The 20,846-nt window shown below is 49.0% G+C and carries 17 protein-coding genes and 1 pseudogene; 8 read left to right on the top strand and 10 right to left on the bottom strand.

The window, feature by feature from the left end; genetic code table 11:
* Positions 1-12: 12 nt before the first annotated feature.
* From KJS65_RS29925 to KJS65_RS20335, 4 genes are all read right to left on the bottom strand, one after another.
* Positions 13-465, bottom strand: a complete 453-nt coding sequence (locus KJS65_RS29925) for a helix-turn-helix transcriptional regulator (RefSeq protein ID WP_244864666.1) — start codon at positions 463-465, stop codon at positions 13-15.
* A gap of 115 nt (positions 466-580) precedes the next feature.
* Positions 581-1,750, bottom strand: a complete 1,170-nt coding sequence (locus KJS65_RS20345; protein ID WP_213651677.1) for an epoxide hydrolase family protein — start codon at positions 1,748-1,750, stop codon at positions 581-583.
* A 105-nt stretch (positions 1,751-1,855) separates the two neighbouring features.
* Complete coding sequence (locus tag KJS65_RS20340) at positions 1,856-2,509, bottom strand: response regulator transcription factor (RefSeq protein WP_213651898.1); 654 nt, start codon at positions 2,507-2,509, stop codon at positions 1,856-1,858.
* 3 nt (positions 2,510-2,512) lie between these two features.
* Entirely contained in the window at positions 2,513-3,655 is a 1,143-nt protein-coding gene (locus KJS65_RS20335) for a sensor histidine kinase (RefSeq protein ID WP_213651676.1), read from the bottom strand.
* 190 nt (positions 3,656-3,845) lie between these two features.
* On the opposite strand from KJS65_RS20335, the gene KJS65_RS20330 reads away from it, so the two are divergent.
* On the top strand, positions 3,846-4,697 hold the full coding sequence (locus tag KJS65_RS20330; RefSeq protein WP_213651675.1) for a CPBP family intramembrane glutamic endopeptidase: 852 nt from the start codon (positions 3,846-3,848) through the stop codon (positions 4,695-4,697).
* 72 nt (positions 4,698-4,769) lie between these two features.
* On the opposite strand, the gene KJS65_RS20325 is transcribed toward KJS65_RS20330, so the two are convergent.
* The 4 genes from KJS65_RS20325 to KJS65_RS20310 all read right to left on the bottom strand — a co-directional run bounded on the left by KJS65_RS20325 (position 4,770) and on the right by KJS65_RS20310 (position 8,577).
* Positions 4,770-5,777 carry a FecCD family ABC transporter permease gene (locus KJS65_RS20325; RefSeq protein WP_213651674.1) on the bottom strand — a complete coding sequence of 336 codons (1,008 nt, stop codon included), beginning with the start codon at positions 5,775-5,777 and terminating at the stop codon, positions 4,770-4,772.
* Complete coding sequence (locus KJS65_RS20320) at positions 5,774-6,781, bottom strand: FecCD family ABC transporter permease (protein WP_213651673.1); 1,008 nt, start codon at positions 6,779-6,781, stop codon at positions 5,774-5,776. The genes KJS65_RS20325 and KJS65_RS20320 overlap by 4 nt, the downstream gene beginning before the upstream one ends.
* Before the next feature lie 5 nt (positions 6,782-6,786).
* On the bottom strand, positions 6,787-7,728 hold the full coding sequence (locus KJS65_RS20315; RefSeq protein ID WP_213651672.1) for an iron-hydroxamate ABC transporter substrate-binding protein: 942 nt from the start codon (positions 7,726-7,728) through the stop codon (positions 6,787-6,789).
* Between the two features lie 63 nt (positions 7,729-7,791).
* Positions 7,792-8,577 (bottom strand): ABC transporter ATP-binding protein, encoded by a 786-nt coding sequence (locus KJS65_RS20310; RefSeq protein ID WP_213651671.1) that lies wholly within the window; start codon positions 8,575-8,577, stop codon positions 7,792-7,794.
* Positions 8,578-8,787: 210 nt separating this feature from the next.
* Here KJS65_RS20310 and KJS65_RS20305 point away from each other — a divergent pair, with 210 nt between their 5' ends.
* The 3 genes from KJS65_RS20305 to KJS65_RS20295 all read left to right on the top strand — a co-directional run bounded on the left by KJS65_RS20305 (position 8,788) and on the right by KJS65_RS20295 (position 14,723).
* Positions 8,788-9,837 (top strand): NAD(P)/FAD-dependent oxidoreductase, encoded by a 1,050-nt coding sequence (locus tag KJS65_RS20305; protein WP_213651670.1) that lies wholly within the window; start codon positions 8,788-8,790, stop codon positions 9,835-9,837.
* Positions 9,838-10,213: 376 nt separating this feature from the next.
* Positions 10,214-13,012 carry a bifunctional diguanylate cyclase/phosphodiesterase gene (locus tag KJS65_RS20300; protein ID WP_213651669.1) on the top strand — a complete coding sequence of 933 codons (2,799 nt, stop codon included), beginning with the start codon at positions 10,214-10,216 and terminating at the stop codon, positions 13,010-13,012.
* A gap of 73 nt (positions 13,013-13,085) precedes the next feature.
* The gene (locus tag KJS65_RS20295) at positions 13,086-14,723 is read left to right on the top strand and encodes a thiamine pyrophosphate-binding protein (RefSeq protein ID WP_136607373.1); all 1,638 of its coding nucleotides are present in this window, start codon (positions 13,086-13,088) and stop codon (positions 14,721-14,723) included.
* Between the two features lie 65 nt (positions 14,724-14,788).
* Here the strand turns inward: KJS65_RS20295 and KJS65_RS20290 are convergent, their stop codons facing one another.
* On the bottom strand, positions 14,789-15,538 hold the full coding sequence (locus KJS65_RS20290; RefSeq protein ID WP_244864665.1) for a hypothetical protein: 750 nt from the start codon (positions 15,536-15,538) through the stop codon (positions 14,789-14,791).
* A 231-nt stretch (positions 15,539-15,769) separates the two neighbouring features.
* Between KJS65_RS20290 and KJS65_RS20285 the strand changes: the two genes are divergently transcribed.
* The 3 genes from KJS65_RS20285 to KJS65_RS20275 all read left to right on the top strand — a co-directional run bounded on the left by KJS65_RS20285 (position 15,770) and on the right by KJS65_RS20275 (position 19,073).
* Entirely contained in the window at positions 15,770-16,450 is a 681-nt protein-coding gene (locus KJS65_RS20285) for a cupin domain-containing protein (RefSeq protein WP_244864664.1), read from the top strand.
* Positions 16,451-16,592: 142 nt separating this feature from the next.
* Positions 16,593-18,191, top strand: coding sequence for a PTS sugar transporter (locus KJS65_RS20280; RefSeq protein WP_213651668.1), 1,599 nt, complete (start codon positions 16,593-16,595; stop codon positions 18,189-18,191).
* A 225-nt stretch (positions 18,192-18,416) separates the two neighbouring features.
* The gene (locus KJS65_RS20275) at positions 18,417-19,073 is read left to right on the top strand and encodes a pentapeptide repeat-containing protein (RefSeq protein WP_213651667.1); all 657 of its coding nucleotides are present in this window, start codon (positions 18,417-18,419) and stop codon (positions 19,071-19,073) included.
* 7 nt (positions 19,074-19,080) lie between these two features.
* On the opposite strand, the pseudogene KJS65_RS29920 reads toward KJS65_RS20275, so the two are convergent.
* Positions 19,081-19,212, bottom strand: a pseudogene (locus tag KJS65_RS29920) (PLP-dependent aminotransferase family protein); the annotation flags it as partial.
* 163 nt (positions 19,213-19,375) lie between these two features.
* Here KJS65_RS29920 and KJS65_RS20270 point away from each other — a divergent pair.
* Positions 19,376-20,833: a polysaccharide deacetylase family protein gene (locus KJS65_RS20270; protein WP_213651666.1), complete on the top strand. Its 1,458-nt coding sequence runs from the start codon at positions 19,376-19,378 to the stop codon at positions 20,831-20,833.
* Positions 20,834-20,846: the final 13 nt, after the last annotated feature.

The raw sequence follows: 20,846 nt of genomic DNA, 5'->3' as shown, positions 1-20,846 counted from the left end.
TCCTCACCCTTGTTATCGAGGTACTGAAACCGGATCAGGTGCTGCCTGCTGAATGGGCGTGATTTTCTCTTTCACCATCGGTTCGGGCTGAAAGTCTAGATCGACATGCCCGCTGCTTATGCTGATTAAGCTGCCAGGTGCAGGCATTAATGCTCCGATTCGGTCCAGCAGGCCGTCAATGTCCGTGCTGTCCGTGGCCGACCGCGCGCCGCGAAGGGCGGTACAAATCGATGAGAAATCCTCCAGGGATAGGACCTGTTTGTCAATACGGTAGCCTGACATAATCTCATATCCCCCATCCGAACCGGCAAAAGAAACGATCGGAATCCCGGCCTGGTTAATCGCATCCATATCTCGATAGATCGTTCTCAGGGAAACCTCAAAGCGTGCAGCCAGCTCGGTTGCGCTGACCCGGGGCTGATTTAACAGAATCATGGTAATGGCGAGCAGCCGGTCCAGCTTCATAGACAGTCCCCCTCCTAACCGCTAATCAGACGGTCGATTCATTGATTTTTTCTATCTTCTGCATACAATGGCTCAAGACCTGCTTGGCTGAAAAGGAGAGAGTGGCCCATTAAATCTACTTTGCTCTTAACGGACGGAAGAACGTCTGTATATCGGAGGAAAGCGCCTCAGGCTCATCCATGGCGGCGAAATGGGTACCGCGCTCGAATTCCGACCAGTGAACAATATGACTGTTATCGCGTTCGGCGAAGCGCCGGATGGACTTGAAATCATTGCCGAACACGGCAACGCCGGTTGGAGCTGTATTCACGCCTTGGGCTGCATCGGGATTTCGAATGTTTTCATAATAAATACGTGTCGAGGATTCTGCGGTATTCGTCAGCCAATACAGCATAACATTGGTCAAAAATGCGTCCCGGTCGATAAAATCCACATGGTCTCCGAAGCCGTTGAACAGATCCGCAATCCAGGCAAGCTGGCCAACAGGGGAATCTGCAAGGCCATAAGCAAGGGTCTGCGGGCGTGCCTGCTGTATGGCGTTAAAGCCTGCATTCTCGAAAAACTGCCCCAAGAATTGAAGGCGCTTCTGATCCTCCTCGGTCAGATCAACCATTTCCGCCGGATCACCGGAAGGGAAGGAGAACAGCTGCAGCACATGGATGCCGCGAAGTCCTTTCGGCTGCTGCAAGCCCATCTCTCGGGAGACCAGCGAGCCGCAATCACTGCCATGGGAGCCATATTCTTCGTACCCGAGACGTTTCATGAGCGTATCCCAGGCTCTGCCAATACGGGAGATATTCCAGCCGGCATCCAGAGATGAACCGGAGAAGCCGAAGCCGGGAATGGAAGGTATGACCAGATGAAAGGCATCAGCCGGATTCCCGCCGAAGGCCTGCGGATTGGTCAGTGGACCGATCAACTCCAGAAACTCGACAATCGAGCCTGGCCAAGAATGTGTAAGGATCAGCGGGAAGGCATCCGGTTCAGGGGACTTAATATGCAAAAAGTGAATATTCGCTCCATCAATTGTCGTTGTGAATTGCGGGTATTCATTCAGGCGCGCCTCATGCTTGCGCCAGTCATAGCCTTGCTGCCAATAGGCGGCCAGCTCTTTCACATAATCAAGGGATACGCCATATTTCCAGCCTGCACCCGGTAGAGCATCCATCCAGCGGGTGCTGGAGAGACGGTGCTTTAAATCATCCAGCTCGGCTTGCGGAATGTCGATCTGGAACGGGCGGATTTCGTTTTCTGCGGCTTTATGGCTTTGGTTTGAAATGGTCATGGATTGGGCCTCCTTAATAGGCAGTGGATTTGTTTTGCTTATATATCCATCTTAAGCCAGGCACCCTGACAGCCTTATGTCAGGGTGGAGAGGAGGGTGAATTTTTTAATTATTTTGCAAATATAATATCAGCTCGGCCCGGCTGCTCAGTTCAAGCTTGTCGAGGATATGCGAGACGTAATTTTTAACAGTGCCTTCTGCCAAAAATAACGCATCACCGATAGCTTTATTGCTTTTCCCCTGCAAAATCTGCTCAGCGACCTCAATCTCCCTTGGAGTCAACAGCAGGGTCAGATCCTTTTGAACCTTAGACTCACTTCCGCTCATGGCTGCGGTATTGTCAGTGGTATGAAGTGCTTGAATAATCCGGTTTGTAATTTCCGGCTGGAGCAGCAAATTGCCTTCATAAGCGGCGTGGATAGCTTTAATCATTTCCTTGGAGCTTGTGTCTTTCAAAATATAGCCGTCGGCGCCATTTTTCAGACCGCTGAAAATATACTCATCCTCATTAAAGGTGGTCAGGATAAGCACTTTTACGCCCGGATACTGCTGTTTTACGATTTTGGTTGCATCAATTCCGTTCATGACAGGCATGCGGATATCCATAAGAATCACGTCAGGAACCTGGCTTTGCAGCAGAGCGAGAAGCTCTTCCCCATTGGCGGCCTCCGCAATCACATTGATTTCCTCATATAAGCTCAAAATCATGTTTAAGCCGTCTCTCACAATCCCTTGGTCGTCGGCAATCATTACTCGGATCATTTAGTTCAACTCCGAACCTGTAAAATATGGAATATGGGCCATCACGGCAAACCCGCGGTTACCTGCGGATGAGAAGTGTACGGTTCCCTGCAGGGAGTCAATACGTTCTTCCATTCCGCGAAGCCCATGTGATTTATGGATATGCGTGCAGCCGGCCCCGTCATTTTCAACAAGGATATGAAGCAGGGAGCCTTTTTTTTCGACAGCGATCACAAAGGATTCGGCATCTCCATGCTTCAATCCATTGGTCACGGCTTCCCGGACGGTATTATACACTCCTTGTTTGATATCCGGGCGGGCATCCTCTACGGATGGATCGAATTGCAGGTCGAATTTCAGCCGTTCGGCAAGCCGGAGGCTATCAATCATGTCCTGAAGAGATTCCTGCAAATGCATCACGGGAGGAATCTTAGCTTCCTTGAGAACAGAAACAGCCTTCCGGAGATCGGCAATGCTTTTTTGGGATATGGATAGGGCTTTGTGAATGACCTCTTTGGATTTCTCCGGCTTTTTGTCCACCGTATTCTCGGCAAACTCCAAGTGCATCCGGATGGCAACCAGTCCATGACCGATCGAGTCATGAAGCTCCTGGGCGATCCTTGTCCGTTCCCTGACAATGGTGATTTCCTTCAATTTGGCATTGGCTTCGAGCAGCTCCGCACTGAGTGTGACGTTCCTTTTGCGCTGCAGGCTATTGTTGCGGAATAGATATACGAGCATAAGCATGGCCATGTAAGGAATGACAGAGCTCACCACACTGGCTTTGAGCATCATCATGGCCGTCAGGAACACCAGAATATGCACAATGACCAGACCAACCTCCAATCGGGCGCTGTATAGAAACATTTCGGCAAGCGGGAAGAAATAATAGAGATCCGCCCCAGGACTGTCAAAGAAAATCATATACAGACCAATGCCGATGATGCTAACAACCATGGAAAGGATATACCAGGCTCGGTTTCTTTTAAAAAGGGGGAGGGTGGCTCTCCCGAAATCATTCGCCTGGATAGCCAGAATACCGGCAATGGCGGCGGCTTTAACAACCGTTGATAGCTCGTAGCGGGTCACAACGTCGACGGCGACAATGAGGACGATCACAATTCGGAACAGCAGAAGCAGGAATAGGGGCTTATCTTTAATCATCGCATCACTTCCAGAACGATTCATATTTCCTAAATTATACTATTCCAGATGCGAAAAGGGATAGATTACTAAAGTCATATTCCACATGTTTACGAAAGTCACGGTGAACAGATGACTTAAGTTTCTTCAGACCGCCTTTTAATCGCTCTACAATGGGAAATGTAAGCAAATGAATCCCGTGAGGAGCGTTATGATGATGAGAAAAGAAATGTCCCCGAACAAAGCTGCCCTATCCTATATTTTTACGGTACTGGTCGCTTCATGGCTGATCACCATCATTCTATTTATCAAGCCGGAGGTCGGCATCAAGACGTTTTCAATCATCATGTTTATTCCTGCGGTGGCAGCGATTATATTTATCAAGCTGCAGGGAGGGAAGCTGAGAGGCCGCGGGAAAAGAATGAATGCCAAAGCACTCGGCTTCGGAATTTTATTCCCGCTTTTACTCGTTGCGATGTGTGCCGTGATCTCCATCCTTTCAGGAGCAGGGTCGTGGCGGCCGGTGCAGCCGGTTGATTTGAAGGCCGTCATCACGGTGGTTGTGACCATCGTTGTCAATCTTGTCGTGGTATTAGGGGAGGAGTACGGCTGGCGCGGTTATCTGCTGCCTGAGCTCACCCGGATTTATGGAAAATTAAAAGCGACATCCAGTGTAAGCATCGTATGGGCTCTGTATCACATGCCTGCTGTCTATCTGTTGGCTAAAGCCACCGATATGAGCCATCCGCTGTTAACCTGCGCCGTGCAGGCCGGAGTGGTTTTTGCCGTCAGCTTTGCCTTCTCATACGCATACAATTTGTCCGGCAGCCTCATTCCTGTACTGTTCTTCCATTCCGTATGGAATGTGGTCAACACGACCGCACTCGGCGATATCTATACCAACAAGCAGGGTCTGCTCCAAGGGAACCTGTTCATCATGAACGGGGAAGGCGTGATAGGGCTTATTGTGAGCGGGGTGCTGATGTTATGGTTTATCTGGAAGCTGCATATACAAGGAGAAGCGAAGGCCATAGAAGCAGGGACATTGCAACGCGTCGTTTAAAAATAAAAATGCTCAAGCAGCTTACGGAATCAATCCGTGCTTTGCTTGAGCATTTTCTGTAGCTGGAGCATTTTATTTTTTTAGCAATAAATAGATAAAATAAGGTGCGCCGATAAGGGCAACCACGATACCCGCCGGAAGTCCATCCGGATCAGCTACCTGGCGGCCAATGGTATCAGCAAGCACCAGCAGCCAGCCCCCGGTCAGAATCGCTACAGGGATAAACATTTGATTCCGGGGTCCGACGAGCGCCTTGGCGATATGCGGAGCCATCAGCCCGACAAATGCGATGCCACCCGTAACGGATACAGCAGAAGCGGCGAGCGCAACGGCGGTTAACAGCAGCACGATCCGCTCCTTGTTCAGCGAGATGCCAACACCAATGGCTACAGGCTCGTTCAGAGACAGCAGGTTTAATCGATTGGCCTTATACAGCGTAAAGGGTATCAGGATGACCAGCCAAGGCAGAAGCGCCCAGATAAAGGGCCAATCGGCGCCCCAGATGCTGCCCGCAAGCCACTTGGAGATAAAATCGACCTTTTCCCTCGGAGCCGAAGAAATGAGCACGACCATCACGCCGGAGAGTGCCATGGAGAACCCTACCCCCATCAATACCATCTTTACCGGCTGCAGGCCCGTCTTCCGGTTATATGAAAAGAAATAGATGAGGCAAGCGGTAAGCACGGCTCCGATAAAGGCCATCACTGGCAGCAAATAAATAAACGAACCGGCATGAATTGGCGCGAACAGGAAAAACAGTGCCACCGCTACGCCAGCCCCGGAGTTGATGCCGACAATACCGGGGTCTGCCAGATCATTGCGGGTGATCCCCTGTAAAATCGATCCGGACAGCGTCAGTGCCATGCCCGCCAGCAGTGTAATAACAATCCGCGGCAAACGCACGGAAAACAGCACGAAGTTCTCTTTGAACGTTCCTTGTCCGAACAGCGTCGGCAGGAGCCGGTCAAAAGATAAGGTAGAGTATCCGAGTCCCATGCTGACGATAATAGTCAATACGATAAGTACGAACAGGATCAGCATAATAAGGCGGTGTTTCTTGATGAGAGATGGATGAATCATGAGAATGCTCTTCCTCCTTTACGCACAATGACGAGGAAGAAAGGTAGGCCCAGGACGGCCACAATGGCAGCCACCGGTGCCTCGTAAGGCGCGCTGATGGTCCGGGCCAAGGTGTCGGCGAACATCATGAACGCAGCACCCACGAGGCCGGACATCGGAATGGTATAACGGTAATCAGTTCCGACAATCGCCCGCACGATATGCGGAATCATGAGTCCGATAAAGGTCAGGCTGCCGACCAGAGCGACAGAGGCGCCTGCCAGCATAACCGTTACGACAAACAAAATGGTTTTTATACGAGCGGTCTTTTGGCCGAGACCCACGGCAACTTCCTCGCTGAGACTTAAGATCGTCAGCTGTTTAGATAACAATATCGCAATAATGATGCCGACAACGATAAAGGGTACGATGACCTGAAGCTGCTCCCAATTGGCTCCGACCAGACCGCCGGAGGTCCACATGGATACGTCCTTCGAAATCTTGAAAGTAATTCCTACACCGTCCGCGACGGCATATAGAAAAGCCGAGATGGCAGCACCGGCCAGAACGATGCGCAGCGGGGAGAAGCCGCCTCTTTTGACTGCGCTGATCCCGAATACCAAAGCTGCACCGACCGCAGCACCGATAAAGCATGCCACCATCAGTCCGAAATAATTGACTGAGGGAATAAAGGCAATCGTCACCGCCAGCGCCGCATTGGCTCCGGCCGTCAGTCCCAGAAGCCCTGGATCGGCCAGCGGGTTGCGCGTCATGCCCTGCATAATCGCACCGGAGACGGCCAGCGCCGCCCCAACGAAGATCGCGGCAATTTCGCGAGGCAGGCGAATTTCACGGATGATGGATAATTTTTCCCCGTCATTACTGCTTGTTAGAGCTGACCATACATCTTTGATCGAAGTATCTGCTGCCCCTAACACCATGGCGAGCATAAAGATAGCAATAAATAGCAATACCGCCGCGAGTATTTTGTAGATAAATGGGATGCGTTCAGCTTTTGTCTTCATTACGCTTACTTCCCTAGAAAGCTTTTAGTAAAGAATTCCAGCTGGTAATCCAGCGTCAACGGATCATTGAAATAGAATGCTTTGGCATCCGCAACATACACATGGTTGTTTTTAACGGCAGGAATATTTTTATACGTGTTGGTTCCCTCGAACGAATTATCCGCATCCTTATTTTTGCTGAAAATCACATAATCACCTGCGAAATCAGGCAGTACTTCAGGAGATATGGCGTAGTAGCCTTCCTTCAGTGCTGCGTCCTTCACTTTTTGAGGCATTTTCAGCTTCATTTGCTGGTATAGAATCTCTGTACCGCGGCCCCAGTTATCGCCGAAGACATACAGCTGCTTGTCGAAACTTTCAATAACGGAAACGGTAGCATTCTCGCCAATCTTGGCTTTGATTTCATCGCCGGCTTTTTGAGTGCGGGCCTTGAAGTCATCCACCCATGCCTCTGCTTCCTTTTCTTTGTTCAACAGCTTGCCGATTTCCAAGTGCTGCGTTAAGTAGTCGACTTTACCATAGGTATAAGTAACCGTCGGAGCAATTTGTTTTAGCTTATCGATATTTTTGATGTTGGAGAGACCGATAATCAGGTCCGGGTTCAGCTCAATGATTTTTTCCAGATTCTCATCGGATACTTCCTGAACATCCTTCAGTTTATCCTGGAAATTCGGATTCATTTTCGACCAGGAGTCGACGCCGACCAGATGGACGCCCAGGGACATCACATTACCGGTAAAAGAAGAGAGAACCACGACACGCTTCGGATCAGCCGGAACTTCAACGGGGCCGTCTTCTGACTGGTATGTGATGGTTTGCGGCTTGGCGCTTTCAGCGGCCGCATTGCCCTCGACTTTATCGACGGATGGCTCGCTGGTGGTTTTGTTGCCACAGGCGCTTAAGATAAGAATGAAGCATAATAAGAGTGGTATGAAAGCTTTTTTCATGAGAGTAAACTCCTTCTTGGGATAAAGTTAGATGGGATCCAAGTTCAGGATTAGTAGCATCCTTTATTTAATAAGGTTATATGTGACGCACATTGGCTTATCAGTACGGGGATCAAGTCCGATGGCCGCGTCAATTTGATACACCTGCTTAAGTACTTCGGGACAAATGACTTCCTCGCTGCTGCCGGTTTTGACGATTTCACCGTCTTTTAGGGCTACAAGATAGTCGGCAAACCGCGCCGCCTGGTTGATATCATGCAGTACCATGACAATCGTCCGTTCTTGTTCCAGATTCAGCTTTTGCAGAAGCTCCAAAACTTCAAGCTGATGCGCCATATCAAGGTAGGTAGTCGGTTCATCGAGAAAAATGATATCCGTCTCCTGAGCTAGCGCCATGGCAATCCATACCCGCTGGCGTTGTCCACCTGATAACGTATCAACCGAACGGAACTTAAAGTCAAGGGTACCTGTTTTCTCCAGTGCCCAATCGATGACCTCATAATCTTGTGTCGTCAGGCGTCCAAAGCCCTTTTGATATGGAAAACGTCCGTAAGATACCAGTTCACCGACGGTTAGACCTGCAGCACTTTCCGGTGTCTGCGGCAGGATGGCCATCTTTCTCGCCAACTGCTTCGTATTTTCCTTGGCAATATTTTCACCGTCCAGAATAACCGTACCGCCTTGATGCGGAATGATCCGTGTGATGGCTTTCAGCAGTGTGGATTTGCCGCATCCGTTGGAGCCGATGATCGCGGTTATCTTCTTGTCGGGAATGTTCACACTGAGATTCTTCACAATGGAGCGTTCGCCGTATCCAATGTTTAATTCCGTTGTGTACAGTCGAACCATGACTTTGTCCCCCTATTTTTCATGTATCTTTTATTTTAAATAAATAATTGATAATGATTCTCAATATCGACTAAATCATAAGTAGAAATTGAATAAATGTCAATACAATCTTGAAAAGTAATCGTAGTAAGTGTATATTTGATTGAGAATGAGAATTGTTATCAATAATAACACTGCAATTAACAATAAATTTCTGAGGAGCGAGCGGGAATGGTTCAAGAAGAAATTTTCGATATGACAGTGATCGGCGGGGGTCCGGCCGGACTTTATTCCGCATTTTATAGTGGCTTGAGAGAAATGAAAACCAAAATTATCGAATTTCAGCCCGAGCTTGGCGGCAAAGTTCACGTATACCCGGAGAAAATGATCTGGGACGTTGGCGGCTTGACACCGATGCCTGCCGCGAAGCTGATCGAGCAGCTGGTGCAGCAGGGACTGACGTTCAATCCCGAGGTCGTGCTGAATGAAAAGATCGAATCCATCACGCGAAGCTCGGACGGAATTTTCGAGCTCCACGCCGCTTCGGGGCGCGTCCATCTCTCGAAAACCGTCATCGTGGCGGTCGGAGGCGGCATCCTGAACCCGCAGAGGCTGGATATCGAAGGTGCAAGCCGCTTCGAAGTCAGCAACCTTCATTATACGGTGAAGTCCTTGAAGCAGTTCAAGGATAAGACCATCATCATTTCCGGCGGTGGCAATGCGGCCATCGACTGGGCGAACGAGCTGGAGCCGATCGCGAAGAAGGTCTATATCACATATCGCAGGGAATCGTTATCAGGTCACGAGGCAACGGTGGGACATCTGCTGAACAGCTCGGTGGAATGCCTCTCCCATACCTCCATTTCGAAGCTGCATGCACGCGGCGATCATGAGGTGATCGAGCGCGTGGAGCTGATGCATCACCAGACCGGTGAAGTGCTGGAGCTGGAAGTGGATGAGGTAATCATCAATCATGGCTATGAGCGCGACGCTTCCCTTTTGGAGAACAGCACGCTCCAGATCGACATCGCAGAAGATTTCTACATAGCAGGCACGGCCAGCAGCGAATCCTCCGTTCCGGGCCTATACGCAGCGGGAGATATTCTGAAGCATGAAGGCAAGCTGCACCTGATCGCGGGAGCGTTCCAGGACGCGGCGAATGCCGTCAACAAAGCGAAGATGTTCATTCAGCCGGATGCCGACGGATACGCCATGGTCTCCTCGCATAATGAACTGTTCAAAGACCGCAACAAAGAGCTTGTGAAGAACATGCTGGTCTGAGCCCTTTTCCGCATATACACGCAAAATAATAGTTGAAAGTCCCCTCGCGCGAGGGGGCTTTTTATGTAGACCAAGACTCCCATGTCTAAACCACTAGTAAACCGCGAAAAAAGCCCTAGTACGACAGATTATTCCACTCTCTAAGCCTATCTATCGCTTACTTTGTTAAAATAACTAAAAATTACTATTTTTTTAGGATTGGATATATAAAAAAGATACCGATCTGAGTTAAAATAAGGAAAATAGGACCTTATATCAGAGAAAGTATGGTAGAAGTTTAGGATTGAGAGATCATACGCTTGTATAACATAAGTAGTTCATATTTAGCAGGACCATACATCGATGCCAAACGAAGATGACAAGGGGAGAGCGTGTGATGGTGAAGGAGCAAACGAGGTATTCCCGGCTTGCGAACATTACGAAATTGATCAACACCAAGCTGGAATTACGAGAGGTACTACAGCATGTAACGACTGCAATCTCGGAGGAAATTGTCCAATGTGATTCGGTGGGAATTTATTTGCCGCAAGAAGATGGGACTTTCAGAGGATATGTCGGCAAACCGGAAACCATTAACGGCATGACGCTGGACATGCACATTATCGATACCCGACGTGATCAGCTGGCCAAAGAAGTGATCGAAACGCAAAGAACGATCTACATTCCCGACACATCACAAGATGAACGCCCCGACTCCTGGGCTATCGAGGGATTTGAGATCAAATCACTGCTCGTTCTTCCCATCTCGTATGAGAAGGAGCTGTTTGGACTCGCATTTTTGTTTGATTACGGCATTCCGATGAACCTGACAAATTCGGAGATTCAAACCGTCGAGGCTTATGTCAATATGGCGGCTGTTGCCATCCGTAACGCCAACAATTTGACGCATAAGGAAAATTTGATCGCTGAGAAGCAGCTCCTGCTCGATGTGACACGCAACCTGTCAATGTGTTCTACCATGCAGCAAGGACTGGATACAAGCTTCTACTATATTGCTAAAGTACTGAACAACTATAACGTCGGAGCGCATCTGCTGGATCCGCTGGCAGGTAAACGAATCAAACCGGCTAAGCTCAGTAAGGACAGCGACTGGACTGAAGAGGACTGGATGCGAACGCATCAAAAAATCAAAATCGACCCGGAGAATGACGCGGTTTTTCAAGAGGTTATTAGCACCAAAAAGGTAATCATCATTCCCGATGTCTTCGAGGATGACAGACCGAACCATGACGCTTGCCGCGATTTTGGGATCAAAGGGATGTTCATGTTCCCGCTCGTGTCCATGGGAGAGGTACTGGGTGTCATTGCCGTCGTAAATCTGGGGGAGAAAATCACAGCGTATTCCGAAGCGACCGTCCAGCTGTGCCAATCCATCGTGGAAGCCACAGCCTCAACGCTGTCCAATCTGCTTTATATGGAGAAGCAGGAGGTCATTATCGAGGAGAGAACCTCGGAGATTACTTTTAAGAACAAGGAGCTTGAACGGGTTATTGCTGAGCTCCAGCATCTGAGCCGGGAGAAGGAATTGATTCTTAACTCGGCGGGTGAGGGGATTTTCGGCCTGGATCTGGAGGGCAACATTACATTCTGCAATCCGGCCGGTGAGGCCATGCTGGGCTATGAAATGAAGGGCGAACTGATCGGGCAGCCGGGCAGCATTGTTTTCAATGGGAAAAAAGCGAGGAAACAGCAGGAAACCTATATCAATCAGCGCGCATGGAGCAACTGTCATACCGATGACCGCTTCTACCGCAAGGATAATTCCAGCTTCCCTGTAGAGTATGTCATCTCTTCTATTAAGGAAGGGGAGGACATCGTGGGGGACGTGGTCACCTTTAAGGACATTACGCAGCGGAAGCAGATGGAAGAGGAAATCAAGTACCATGCTTATTTTGACAGCGTGACGGATTTGCCTAACCGGGTTCTACTCAAAGACAGGCTGAATCAGGGCATCAAGTATGCCCAAATGAATGGGGGAAAAGTAGCGCTCCTGTACCTGGATTTGGATCGCTTTAAATTCATCAATGATACGCTGGGGCATTCCTACGGGGATCTGCTGCTGCGCGATGTAGCCAAGCGCCTGAGCGCCTGCATTCCGAAAAGTGCTACGGTTTCGCGCCAAGGCGGAGACGAATTTACCATCTTTTTACCGAACATCATGAGCAGAAAAGAGATTCTGAAGGTCGTCAATCAGGTCATTGCATCATTCGCCGAGCCCTTCTATGTCAAGGATAATGAAGTATATATCAAAACGAGCATTGGCGTCAGCCTGTTCCCGGATCATGGAGATACCAGCGAAACCCTAATCAAGAATGCGGATACGGCAATGTACAAATCAAAGGAAATATCCGGGAATAGCTATCATTTCTTCAGCACGGGCATGGATACGAGAACCTTTGAAATTGTTAAATTCGAAAATGCTTTATATAAAGCTCTCGACCAGGACGAGCTGTTGATCTACTATCAACCGCAAATTAATTATAATACCAATACGATCGTCGGCGTGGAGGCTCTGCTGCGTTGGAACCACCCGACGGAGGGGATGGTATCGCCGGATGAATTCATTCCGATTGCCGAAGAAACGGGACTGATCGTCCCGATTGGAGAATGGGTTCTGAGAAATGCCTGCAAGCAGATCAAGGAATGGCATAGACGGGGCTTCCCGCTCATCAGTGTATCGGTGAATCTGTCTGTCCGGCAGTTTGAACAGGATAATTTATTCGGTATGGTTAAAAGCATCCTGAAAAAGACGGATTTATCACCGGAATACCTTCATTTGGAGGTTACGGAGAATCAAATCATCAAGAACACGGAGATTACGCTCAAAACCATGGAGCAGCTAAAGGGACTTGGTATCAGTATCGCTATCGATGATTTTGGTACGGGATACTCGTCACTCGGATATTTGAAGAACTTCCCGATCAGCACGCTGAAGATCGATAAATCCTTCGTGCAGGATATCATCAAGGATGATGATAATGCGGCCATTACCAACACGATCATCACGCTGGCGCAGAATCTGGACTTGAATGTAATTGCCGAAGGGGTCGAAACGAAAGAGCAGGCCGATTTCCTGGCTGCCCGCGACTGCTACCTGATGCAGGGTTATTATTTCAGCCGCCCGATGAGGGCGGAGGATATTGCTGAATTGTACCTATCCTGTGGGGTGAACTAAAGCCCAGGGGCATTTAGTTCACTCTGTTACACCATAGATGAATATAGAAATAGAAATTCTAGGAGGTTTTTTTATGAAAGCGGCACGCGCAGTATTAGAGTATTTGAAGGGTCAAGGCGTCAGACATATCTTCGGCATTCCGGCTGGCTCGGTTAATGTACTGTTTGATCAATTGGTGGAAATGCCTGAAATTACGCCGGTAGTCACGAAACATGAAGGGGCTGCGTCGTATATGGCGGCGGCCTATGCCAAATATTCCAACCAGATGAGCGTCGTTATCGGCTGCAGCGGTCCTGGCGGTACCAATCTGGTGACCGGCGCTGCCAATGCGATGCGTGAGCATCTGCCCGTTTTGTTCCTGACTGGCGCGGTTCCGGTAAATACACTCGGACTGAATGCATCGCAGGAGCTGGATGCCGAGCCGGTGTTCCGTCCGGTGACCAAGTACAGCGTGATGGTACGCGAATCGAAGGATCTGCTGGCAGAAGTGGTCAAAGCAGTTGAAATCGCGGTCTCCGGAGTGCCTGGACCTGTTCATGTGGCCATGCCAATCGATGTACAGCAGGGAGAAGTTCAGCATGTGATGATTCCCGATCCTCCCAAAAGAGCGCCAATGGTGCCGGATCTTGATACCATCAAGCAGGTGGCACAGGAGCTGGTGCAGCGCGAGAGCGGGTATATTTTCGCGGGTCAGGGCGTTCGAAATTCGGTGGATCAGCTGCTGGAGCTTGCGGAAATGCTGAACTGGCCCATCTTGACTTCTCCACAGGCCAAAGGGTTTATTCCTGAGGAGCATCCACTGCAAGCTGGCGTTTTCGGCTTTGCGGGGCATGAAGGTGCATCCGCTCTGATTAATGAAGGGGATGGACAAGCTCTGCTGATCCTCGGTTCAAGTCTGGGAGAGACTGCGACAAACAACTGGAATGCGAATTTGACGAAGAACCGGTTTTGCGTACAGATGGATTTTGACCAAACGGTATTTAACCGTAAATACGAAATCGACATTCCTGTTCTAGGTGATATCAATTTGAGCCTGATGTTCCTACTGGAGGAGCTGAAGGCACTGGGACTGCCAAAAGAGGCCGCGAAAGCTTTGGAGAAGCCGCAGGGCTATGTGGTTACGGAAGAATACAATACGCAAAATGTGCTCAAGAGCCTGCAGAAGCAGCTGCCTGTGGATACTCGTTATACCGTGGATATCGGCGAGTTTATGTCTTACGTCATCAACTATATGAATGTGCTGGATTACAATACATTTGATATCAACGTGCATTTTGGCGCAATGGGCAGCGGTATTGGCTCGGCCATCGGCTCCAAGCTTGCTGAACCGGATCGTCCGGTCGTATGTATTACAGGTGACGGCTGCTTCTTCATGCATGGTATGGAGATTCTGACAGCCAAGGAATACAACCTGCCGATCCTGTTTGTTGTCATGAACAATGCCCGCCTCGGCATGGTTTATCATGGCCATGAGCTGCAGTATAAACGTTCGCATGCCTCCTTCGGTCAGAAGGAGATCAGCATTGCAGCGATGGCGGCGGCGATGGGGATCCCAAGCTTCCGCGTGGAAGAACTCGGCGACCTGAATCAGGAAGCGCTGAGCAGTCTGCTGAATGCAGGCGGTCCGGCGGTTCTGGAGGTCGCGCTTGTGGATAACAATACGCCTCCAATGGGAGATCGGGTGAAGTTCCTGTCTTCGTTCGGCAAATAAGAATTATCAAAAGGGCTCTGATCTGTGATCAGGGCCCTTTTTTTGTATGATGAATGGAATTTTGCTTATAAATGCGCGTAGTCGCTCCGAATGGCTGCCATAATGGCCCCCATAGTTTGCCCTTTAAAAGCATCCGGTACGGCTTGTCCGTCAGGATCAGCGTAATAGCAGGTTTTCTGGTTCGCATCCAGTTGATAACCCAGAGACTGAAGTATGTGCCGGAGCTCTGCCGGAAGTTCATTCTGTCCCGTTTGCTCCACAAAATAAGAGGTCGGGTACACTTTGACATCCACATCTCCCTCGCCGGTGTATACCACAAACAGGTCATGTTCATGCTGTACAATCCATTGGTCTTTGGAAAATAACGAGATTCTTGCTTTTTCCAGCGAGGATATGGCATCCAGATTCACGCCAAACATTTGATTCAGCATGCTGCGGATTTCGGGGCCTGTAATAAGTCCGCCGTATACAGTGAGACGGGAGTCCATGACAGCACGGGCCAATGAGCCGCTGTAAGGAGATGTTCCCGCTTCCGTGTTTTGGGCTGCGGCCAAAGCTTCCTTTTCTCCGTCCAATAACAGCGAAACGGCATCGAGATCGATCTCGAAAATATGCAGAATGCTCTTGTGAATCACATCGCCCGTTATTTCTCCCCTAAAGGATTTGAAGTAGGCATCCATGATTTGTGACTTGTTCATTTGACTCCGGCGTTCTTCCAGCTCAGCTGGACGGGCGTCCGGCATTTCTGTAGTTAATGTCTTGATTACGCCCTGTGCTATATCAGAAGAATAATAGGCTGCATCTGCTTGATTCATAGGACCTCCGTAATTGTTAAAGTTATCCAGCATAACCGCTTGATTTTATTATAGCGGAAACGATGACAGTCACAATAGCATTCTTCGTAACCGTGGATAGGATCTGGACTTGTCGCGTGAGTATGCGCAGAAGAGCTCTATGGGGCGATCGCATTTGGCTAAGGGGAATCAGACGCATTACCCGAGCCCATTGCATACAGTGAGATAGACATTTACCCAGAGGGAGGCTCCATGATGAAGGTTGACCTGACGAACCCGTCATTAAATCTTAGCGCAGATTCCAATGAGGTCGTGAACTATCGCCGGGATCCGCGGAACTATATTACCCAGCTCTTTGCCGCACAGCTGCCTGCTGTCAATACAGGCTTCTTTAATGTTTACATGAGCCAGGGAATCATGATTAATCCGCACTGGCATACGAATGTGGATGAAATGATAGTCGTGATTACCGGAGAAATAATGACGTCCGTGTTTAACCCGTTTACTCAAAAGCTGATGACTTATCAGCTGAAGCCGGGGCAAGTGACCCAGTTCCCCAAGGGCTGGTTCCACTGGATCGTATCGCTGACAGACAATACGTTTATCATGGCCATTTTTGATAAGCCGACCCCTGATATTGTAAATGCGGCTGACTTCCTGCGCTTTACGCCGAAGGAAATCATGAACCGGGCGTATTGCGTGAATCCGGAGGAATACGCCAAGACGGTGGCTCCAATCACACAGTCCGTCATACTGGGTCCACCCGTAGATTGCGATCATCGGGACATTCCATCCATACCTTCAGGGCAGCCGCAGTATGTGCCTCCTTCTTATCCGGGTCTGCAAGCGGAGCAGCCAGCATTTTATTCCCGGAATTTTTATGGACCAGAGGCTCCTTATCCGTATAGGTTTGATCCGAACCGGTTTTGGTGATGTGACGAATACTTATGAAAAAGAGAGAGTCACTTCTCTCTTTTTTTGCGTTTAAGAGTTGTTCAGGATACATTTTACTCTTATAATATGGTAGTACGGTAACCTGATAAAGTACTAAAAGATATATATAGAGGAGCACATCATGAAACGGATAGCAGTTATAGGCAGCAGCGGCGGTAATTTATATAATCTTGGCGGTAAGGATCCGGACAAGCTGATGGGGGAAATCGCTGCACAGTGCGCCAGTGCTGGAGTCGAAATCAGCGGGGTGCAGTTTATCGCGGCATCGGAATCGATGGATACAGCCAAAGAGACCACTTCAGCGATTCTGTATGAGTGGAGTTCGGAAGATAATCGCTTATTAAAACGTTTTGAGGGTGCGCTAAGAGAAGTGAACCAGGCAGCATCGGAGATGGACATACAGACGGCCGGCTTGATCCAGTCGGGACAAATTGACGGTTTGATCGTCATGAGCGCAGATCCCGAAACAGCCAACCGGATGACAATCGAGGCAGCGGCGGAACGAAAGATCCCCGTGGTTGGCACAGGCGGCACCTCCATGGCTTTGATCAGCTCTAAAGGAGCGAATGTTATTGCTACTTCCGGCACGACGGGCACGACAAACCGGACCAGAGCAGTGTCGTTCATCACCTCGCTTTGCAAGCATTGGGGCATGAAATTCATCCCTGTGCTGGGAAGCCCGGGAACGGCCAAGCTTCCATCCTCGGGTAAGCCCTGGCGTAGAATCAATCTGAAGGGCATCATGCAGTCGTCCCTGCCTGGCTTTATCGCCATGGCGATTGTGCTTGCACTTAGCCAGATTCCTGCACTGAAGGGCCTCAGCGAAGTATTTGATGTCATGCTGAAGGCTTTGCCGGTTGTGCTCGCCGTCATCGCGGCCAAGCAGATTTCCGATCTGGATGAGGTTTCGATCGTTGCAGGTGTCATTGCGGGGGCGTTGTCGATCAACGGTGGCATTATTGGCGGCATTATTGGCGGGATTGGAGCGGGACTGCTGGTTCAGTTCCTGTTCGTCAAATGTGTACAGTGGAAGTTCCCGATGACGACCGTCAATATTGTGGCGGGTGGCTTCGCAGGACTGATATCCGGTCTGATTATGTATTATTTGATTGCTCCGTTTGCCCTGCAGGCCGGGGAATTCATTAAATACATCATCAATATAGCGATTTCCTTCAACCCGATTGTAGCAGGTGTTATCGGAGGTCTGCTGATCTGGCCGGCGATTCTGGGCGGCGTGTATCATGCGGCAATTCTGCCGATCGTCCTGCTCGAAATGGAGAAGACAGGCAACAGCTTCCTCGGGGCGATCGACATGGTCGGACTCGTGATGGTATCTGCCGGGATTACGCTTGCCAACATCATTGCTCCAAGAGATAAGGGTGAGGCAGCTGTGGCTGCGCCGGGCTTCCTGATCAATATGGGCTTTGGCACGTTTGTCGAGGCGGCGTATCCATTCATGTTCTCCAACAAGTGGGTATTTGCCGGGGCCATCTGCTCCGCAGGTGTGGGCGGAGGAATAGTTGGCGTATTCAACGTTCGGGGCACAGCTTATGTTCCATCCTTTATGGGGCCCTTTCTCTCCAACAATGTCATCGGCTTTATGATCTCGATGGCAGTGGCGCTGCTGCTGTCACTGGCTGTAACCCTGGTAGCGAACAAAGCGGCGAGAAGCCGGAAACAGATGGCAGAGCAAAGTGTATCGGCCCAGCAATCCGCTTAATACTTTTCCAAAGTGTCTTATCCAGTAGAAAGACCCGATTGGCCTATAACCAAGGCTGCTCGGGTTCTTTTTGTATCCAATGTATAGACGCTGTGTGTTTGTTTCAGATCGTCATATCATTATCTTTGAGTTCTTAATCGTTTATAATTGTTGATTGTTAAGGGATTTCATCTATTACTCAATAGACTTTGCTGATTAATCAATAAAATAATGAAAGGTGATCTTATGACAAAAAGCTTTAAAATGGAGCTTCCCAAAATTCCATCAGACCTGGAAACTGCAAATTTTCAAGATATTTATAACGAAGAGGAACCCTATTTGGCGAATTGTATGATTGCTAACGAAATCATGGATAACGAGGAAATTGATAAGGCGGTTCTGTCCAAGGTCATTTTCAAAAATGTAACATTCATGCATGCTCGCCTTGAAAGAATAGATATGGTAGATATTGTTTTTGAAAATTGTGATCTGTCTAATGCTTATTTCGGCAAAGGGATCATACACAGGGTTGCTTTTAAAGATTGCAAATTAATGGGTGTGGATTTTTCTGAGGCCAACATGGGTAATGTTTCGTTTGAAAATTGTATGGCGAATTTCAGCAGTTTCGTAGACACCCGTCTAAAACAAGTCGTTTTTAATCACTCATCGCTGCAAAGCACGAACTATTATGGCTGCAAATTCAGCAAGGTGAACTTTGATCAATGTGACATTGATGAAGCTGATTTTTCTCAAACATCCCTTAAAGGCATCGATATTAGTACATGTACATTTGATCGGCTTAATATTGCTTTGGAAAGTTTGGACGGTTGTATCGTTTCAACGGATCAAGCCATTGGATTTTCAAAGCTGCTAGGTTTGGTGGTTAAACAATCGCTGCAATAAGCTGCTCCAATGCCGGAGACAGGTTTTTGCTGAATGTTCCTATATAGATGACCCGGTTGGGATCAAGCCCTTGTGACGAGCTTACAGGGGCATTTTCATATCCGAATTCGCTGTCGTAGTCATCCATATTGATGTAACATTTCGCCGCAAATGTGAGAGAGTACGGGAAAAATGTTTAATACTGTAAGAGAGGAAAATTTTGTGTCTTTTCGTTTAGTTGCTTTTTGTATATGTTGAGTGGATATGCTGTACCCAAAATGGGTAGAAAGAAGCACGGAGATTTACATAAAGGAGCAAGGGATATGGGAGCGGGTAATGCAAAAAGTCCTGGCGGGAAGCTGATTTTATGCTTGCTTTTGGTGCTTGTATTTACTTTTTTGTCAGGATGCGGAATGTTTGGAGGCACAAAGGAAGCAGGCGGGAGTGATCAGCCCAAAACGCAGCAGCCGGTTTCGAAGTACACAGGGGCAAAGAGCAAGGCGATCTCCTATGTGTACACGACCAAAAGGGAGCTGGCGCTTACGTTTAACGGAATGGCGGATCGCGCATCCATGACCATGCTGCTCGATGAGCTGGATCGTTATCAGATCAAGGCGACTTTCTTTCTGCCGGGCATGAGAGTAGCAGAGGAACCTGATATCGCGAAGGATATTCTGTCCCGTGGACATGAAATTGAGAACAATACCTTGAACGGAGTAGATCTAAGCAAGCTGACCTATGATCAGATATATAAAGAAATTCATCTGGCCAATCAGGTGATTCGGAGGGAAACCGGTGTAATTCCCCGCTATGTAAGAACCAAAACTGGAGTATATAACGATGATATCAGGCTTGCTGCCGCTCATAATGGGCAGAGCGCGGTCATCTCCTACAGCCTGTTTTTACATAATTGGAATAAGGAAACCGAGCTTCAGAAAAGAAACTATATCCGCAAATACATCAATCGAGGCGGCATTATTACATTGGACACGGTGGAGAACAAGCAGCTGCCGGAGGATATCTCTTTGATCGCGGCTGCCGCCAAGGATGTCGGTTATGCGTTTGTGCCGCTTAGCGAGCTTGTTCAGGAAGGCGGAGAGCGGAAGCCGCTGGAAGCCATTGAAGGACATGATGCCGCTAAGGTGAATGCCGATTATAAGTCGGCAGCATACAATCTGGTATATCGCAAAGAAACCTCGCGTAAAGAGGTGGCGCTGACCTTCGATGACTGGGGCACAGATGTTACGGTTACGAAAATCCTCGACATTTTGGACCAATATCACATCAAAGCTTCCTTCTTTTTGCGTGCGGACGGGGTAGAGAGAAACCCTAACCTGGCGAGGGCCATCGCCGAAGCAGGTCATGATGTAGGCAACCATACGTACAGCCACCCCGTGCTGAATACCCTGACGCCGACGCAGCTTCAGAATGAAGTGGTGAAGGCGCATCAAATCATTACGGAAGCGATACAGGAGAAGCCGGCGATGATCTTCAGGCCGCCGACCGGGGAAATTAATGCGGATGAAGCGCGGATCATATCGGCTGCAGGTTATCACATGATTGCCGATTTTAATGTCGACCCGAATGACTGGAACCGGAGCCGGACCGCAGATCAGATCGTCAAAACGATTACGGAGGAAACGAAAAGCGGCAGCATCATTTTGCTGCATATGCTGGATGATCTCCATACGATCGAGGCGCTGCCCGAAGCGATTGAGAAGCTGAAGAGCAAAGGGTATACGTTCGTGAGAGTCAGCGATCTGCTGAATCAAGGAAGATAGATGGATATGAAGG

It is taken from the genome of Paenibacillus sp. J23TS9 (assembly GCF_018403225.1).
Lineage (GTDB): Bacteria > Bacillota > Bacilli > Paenibacillales > Paenibacillaceae > Paenibacillus_AQ.
This window is presented reverse-complemented; position numbering and strand designations above follow the sequence as displayed.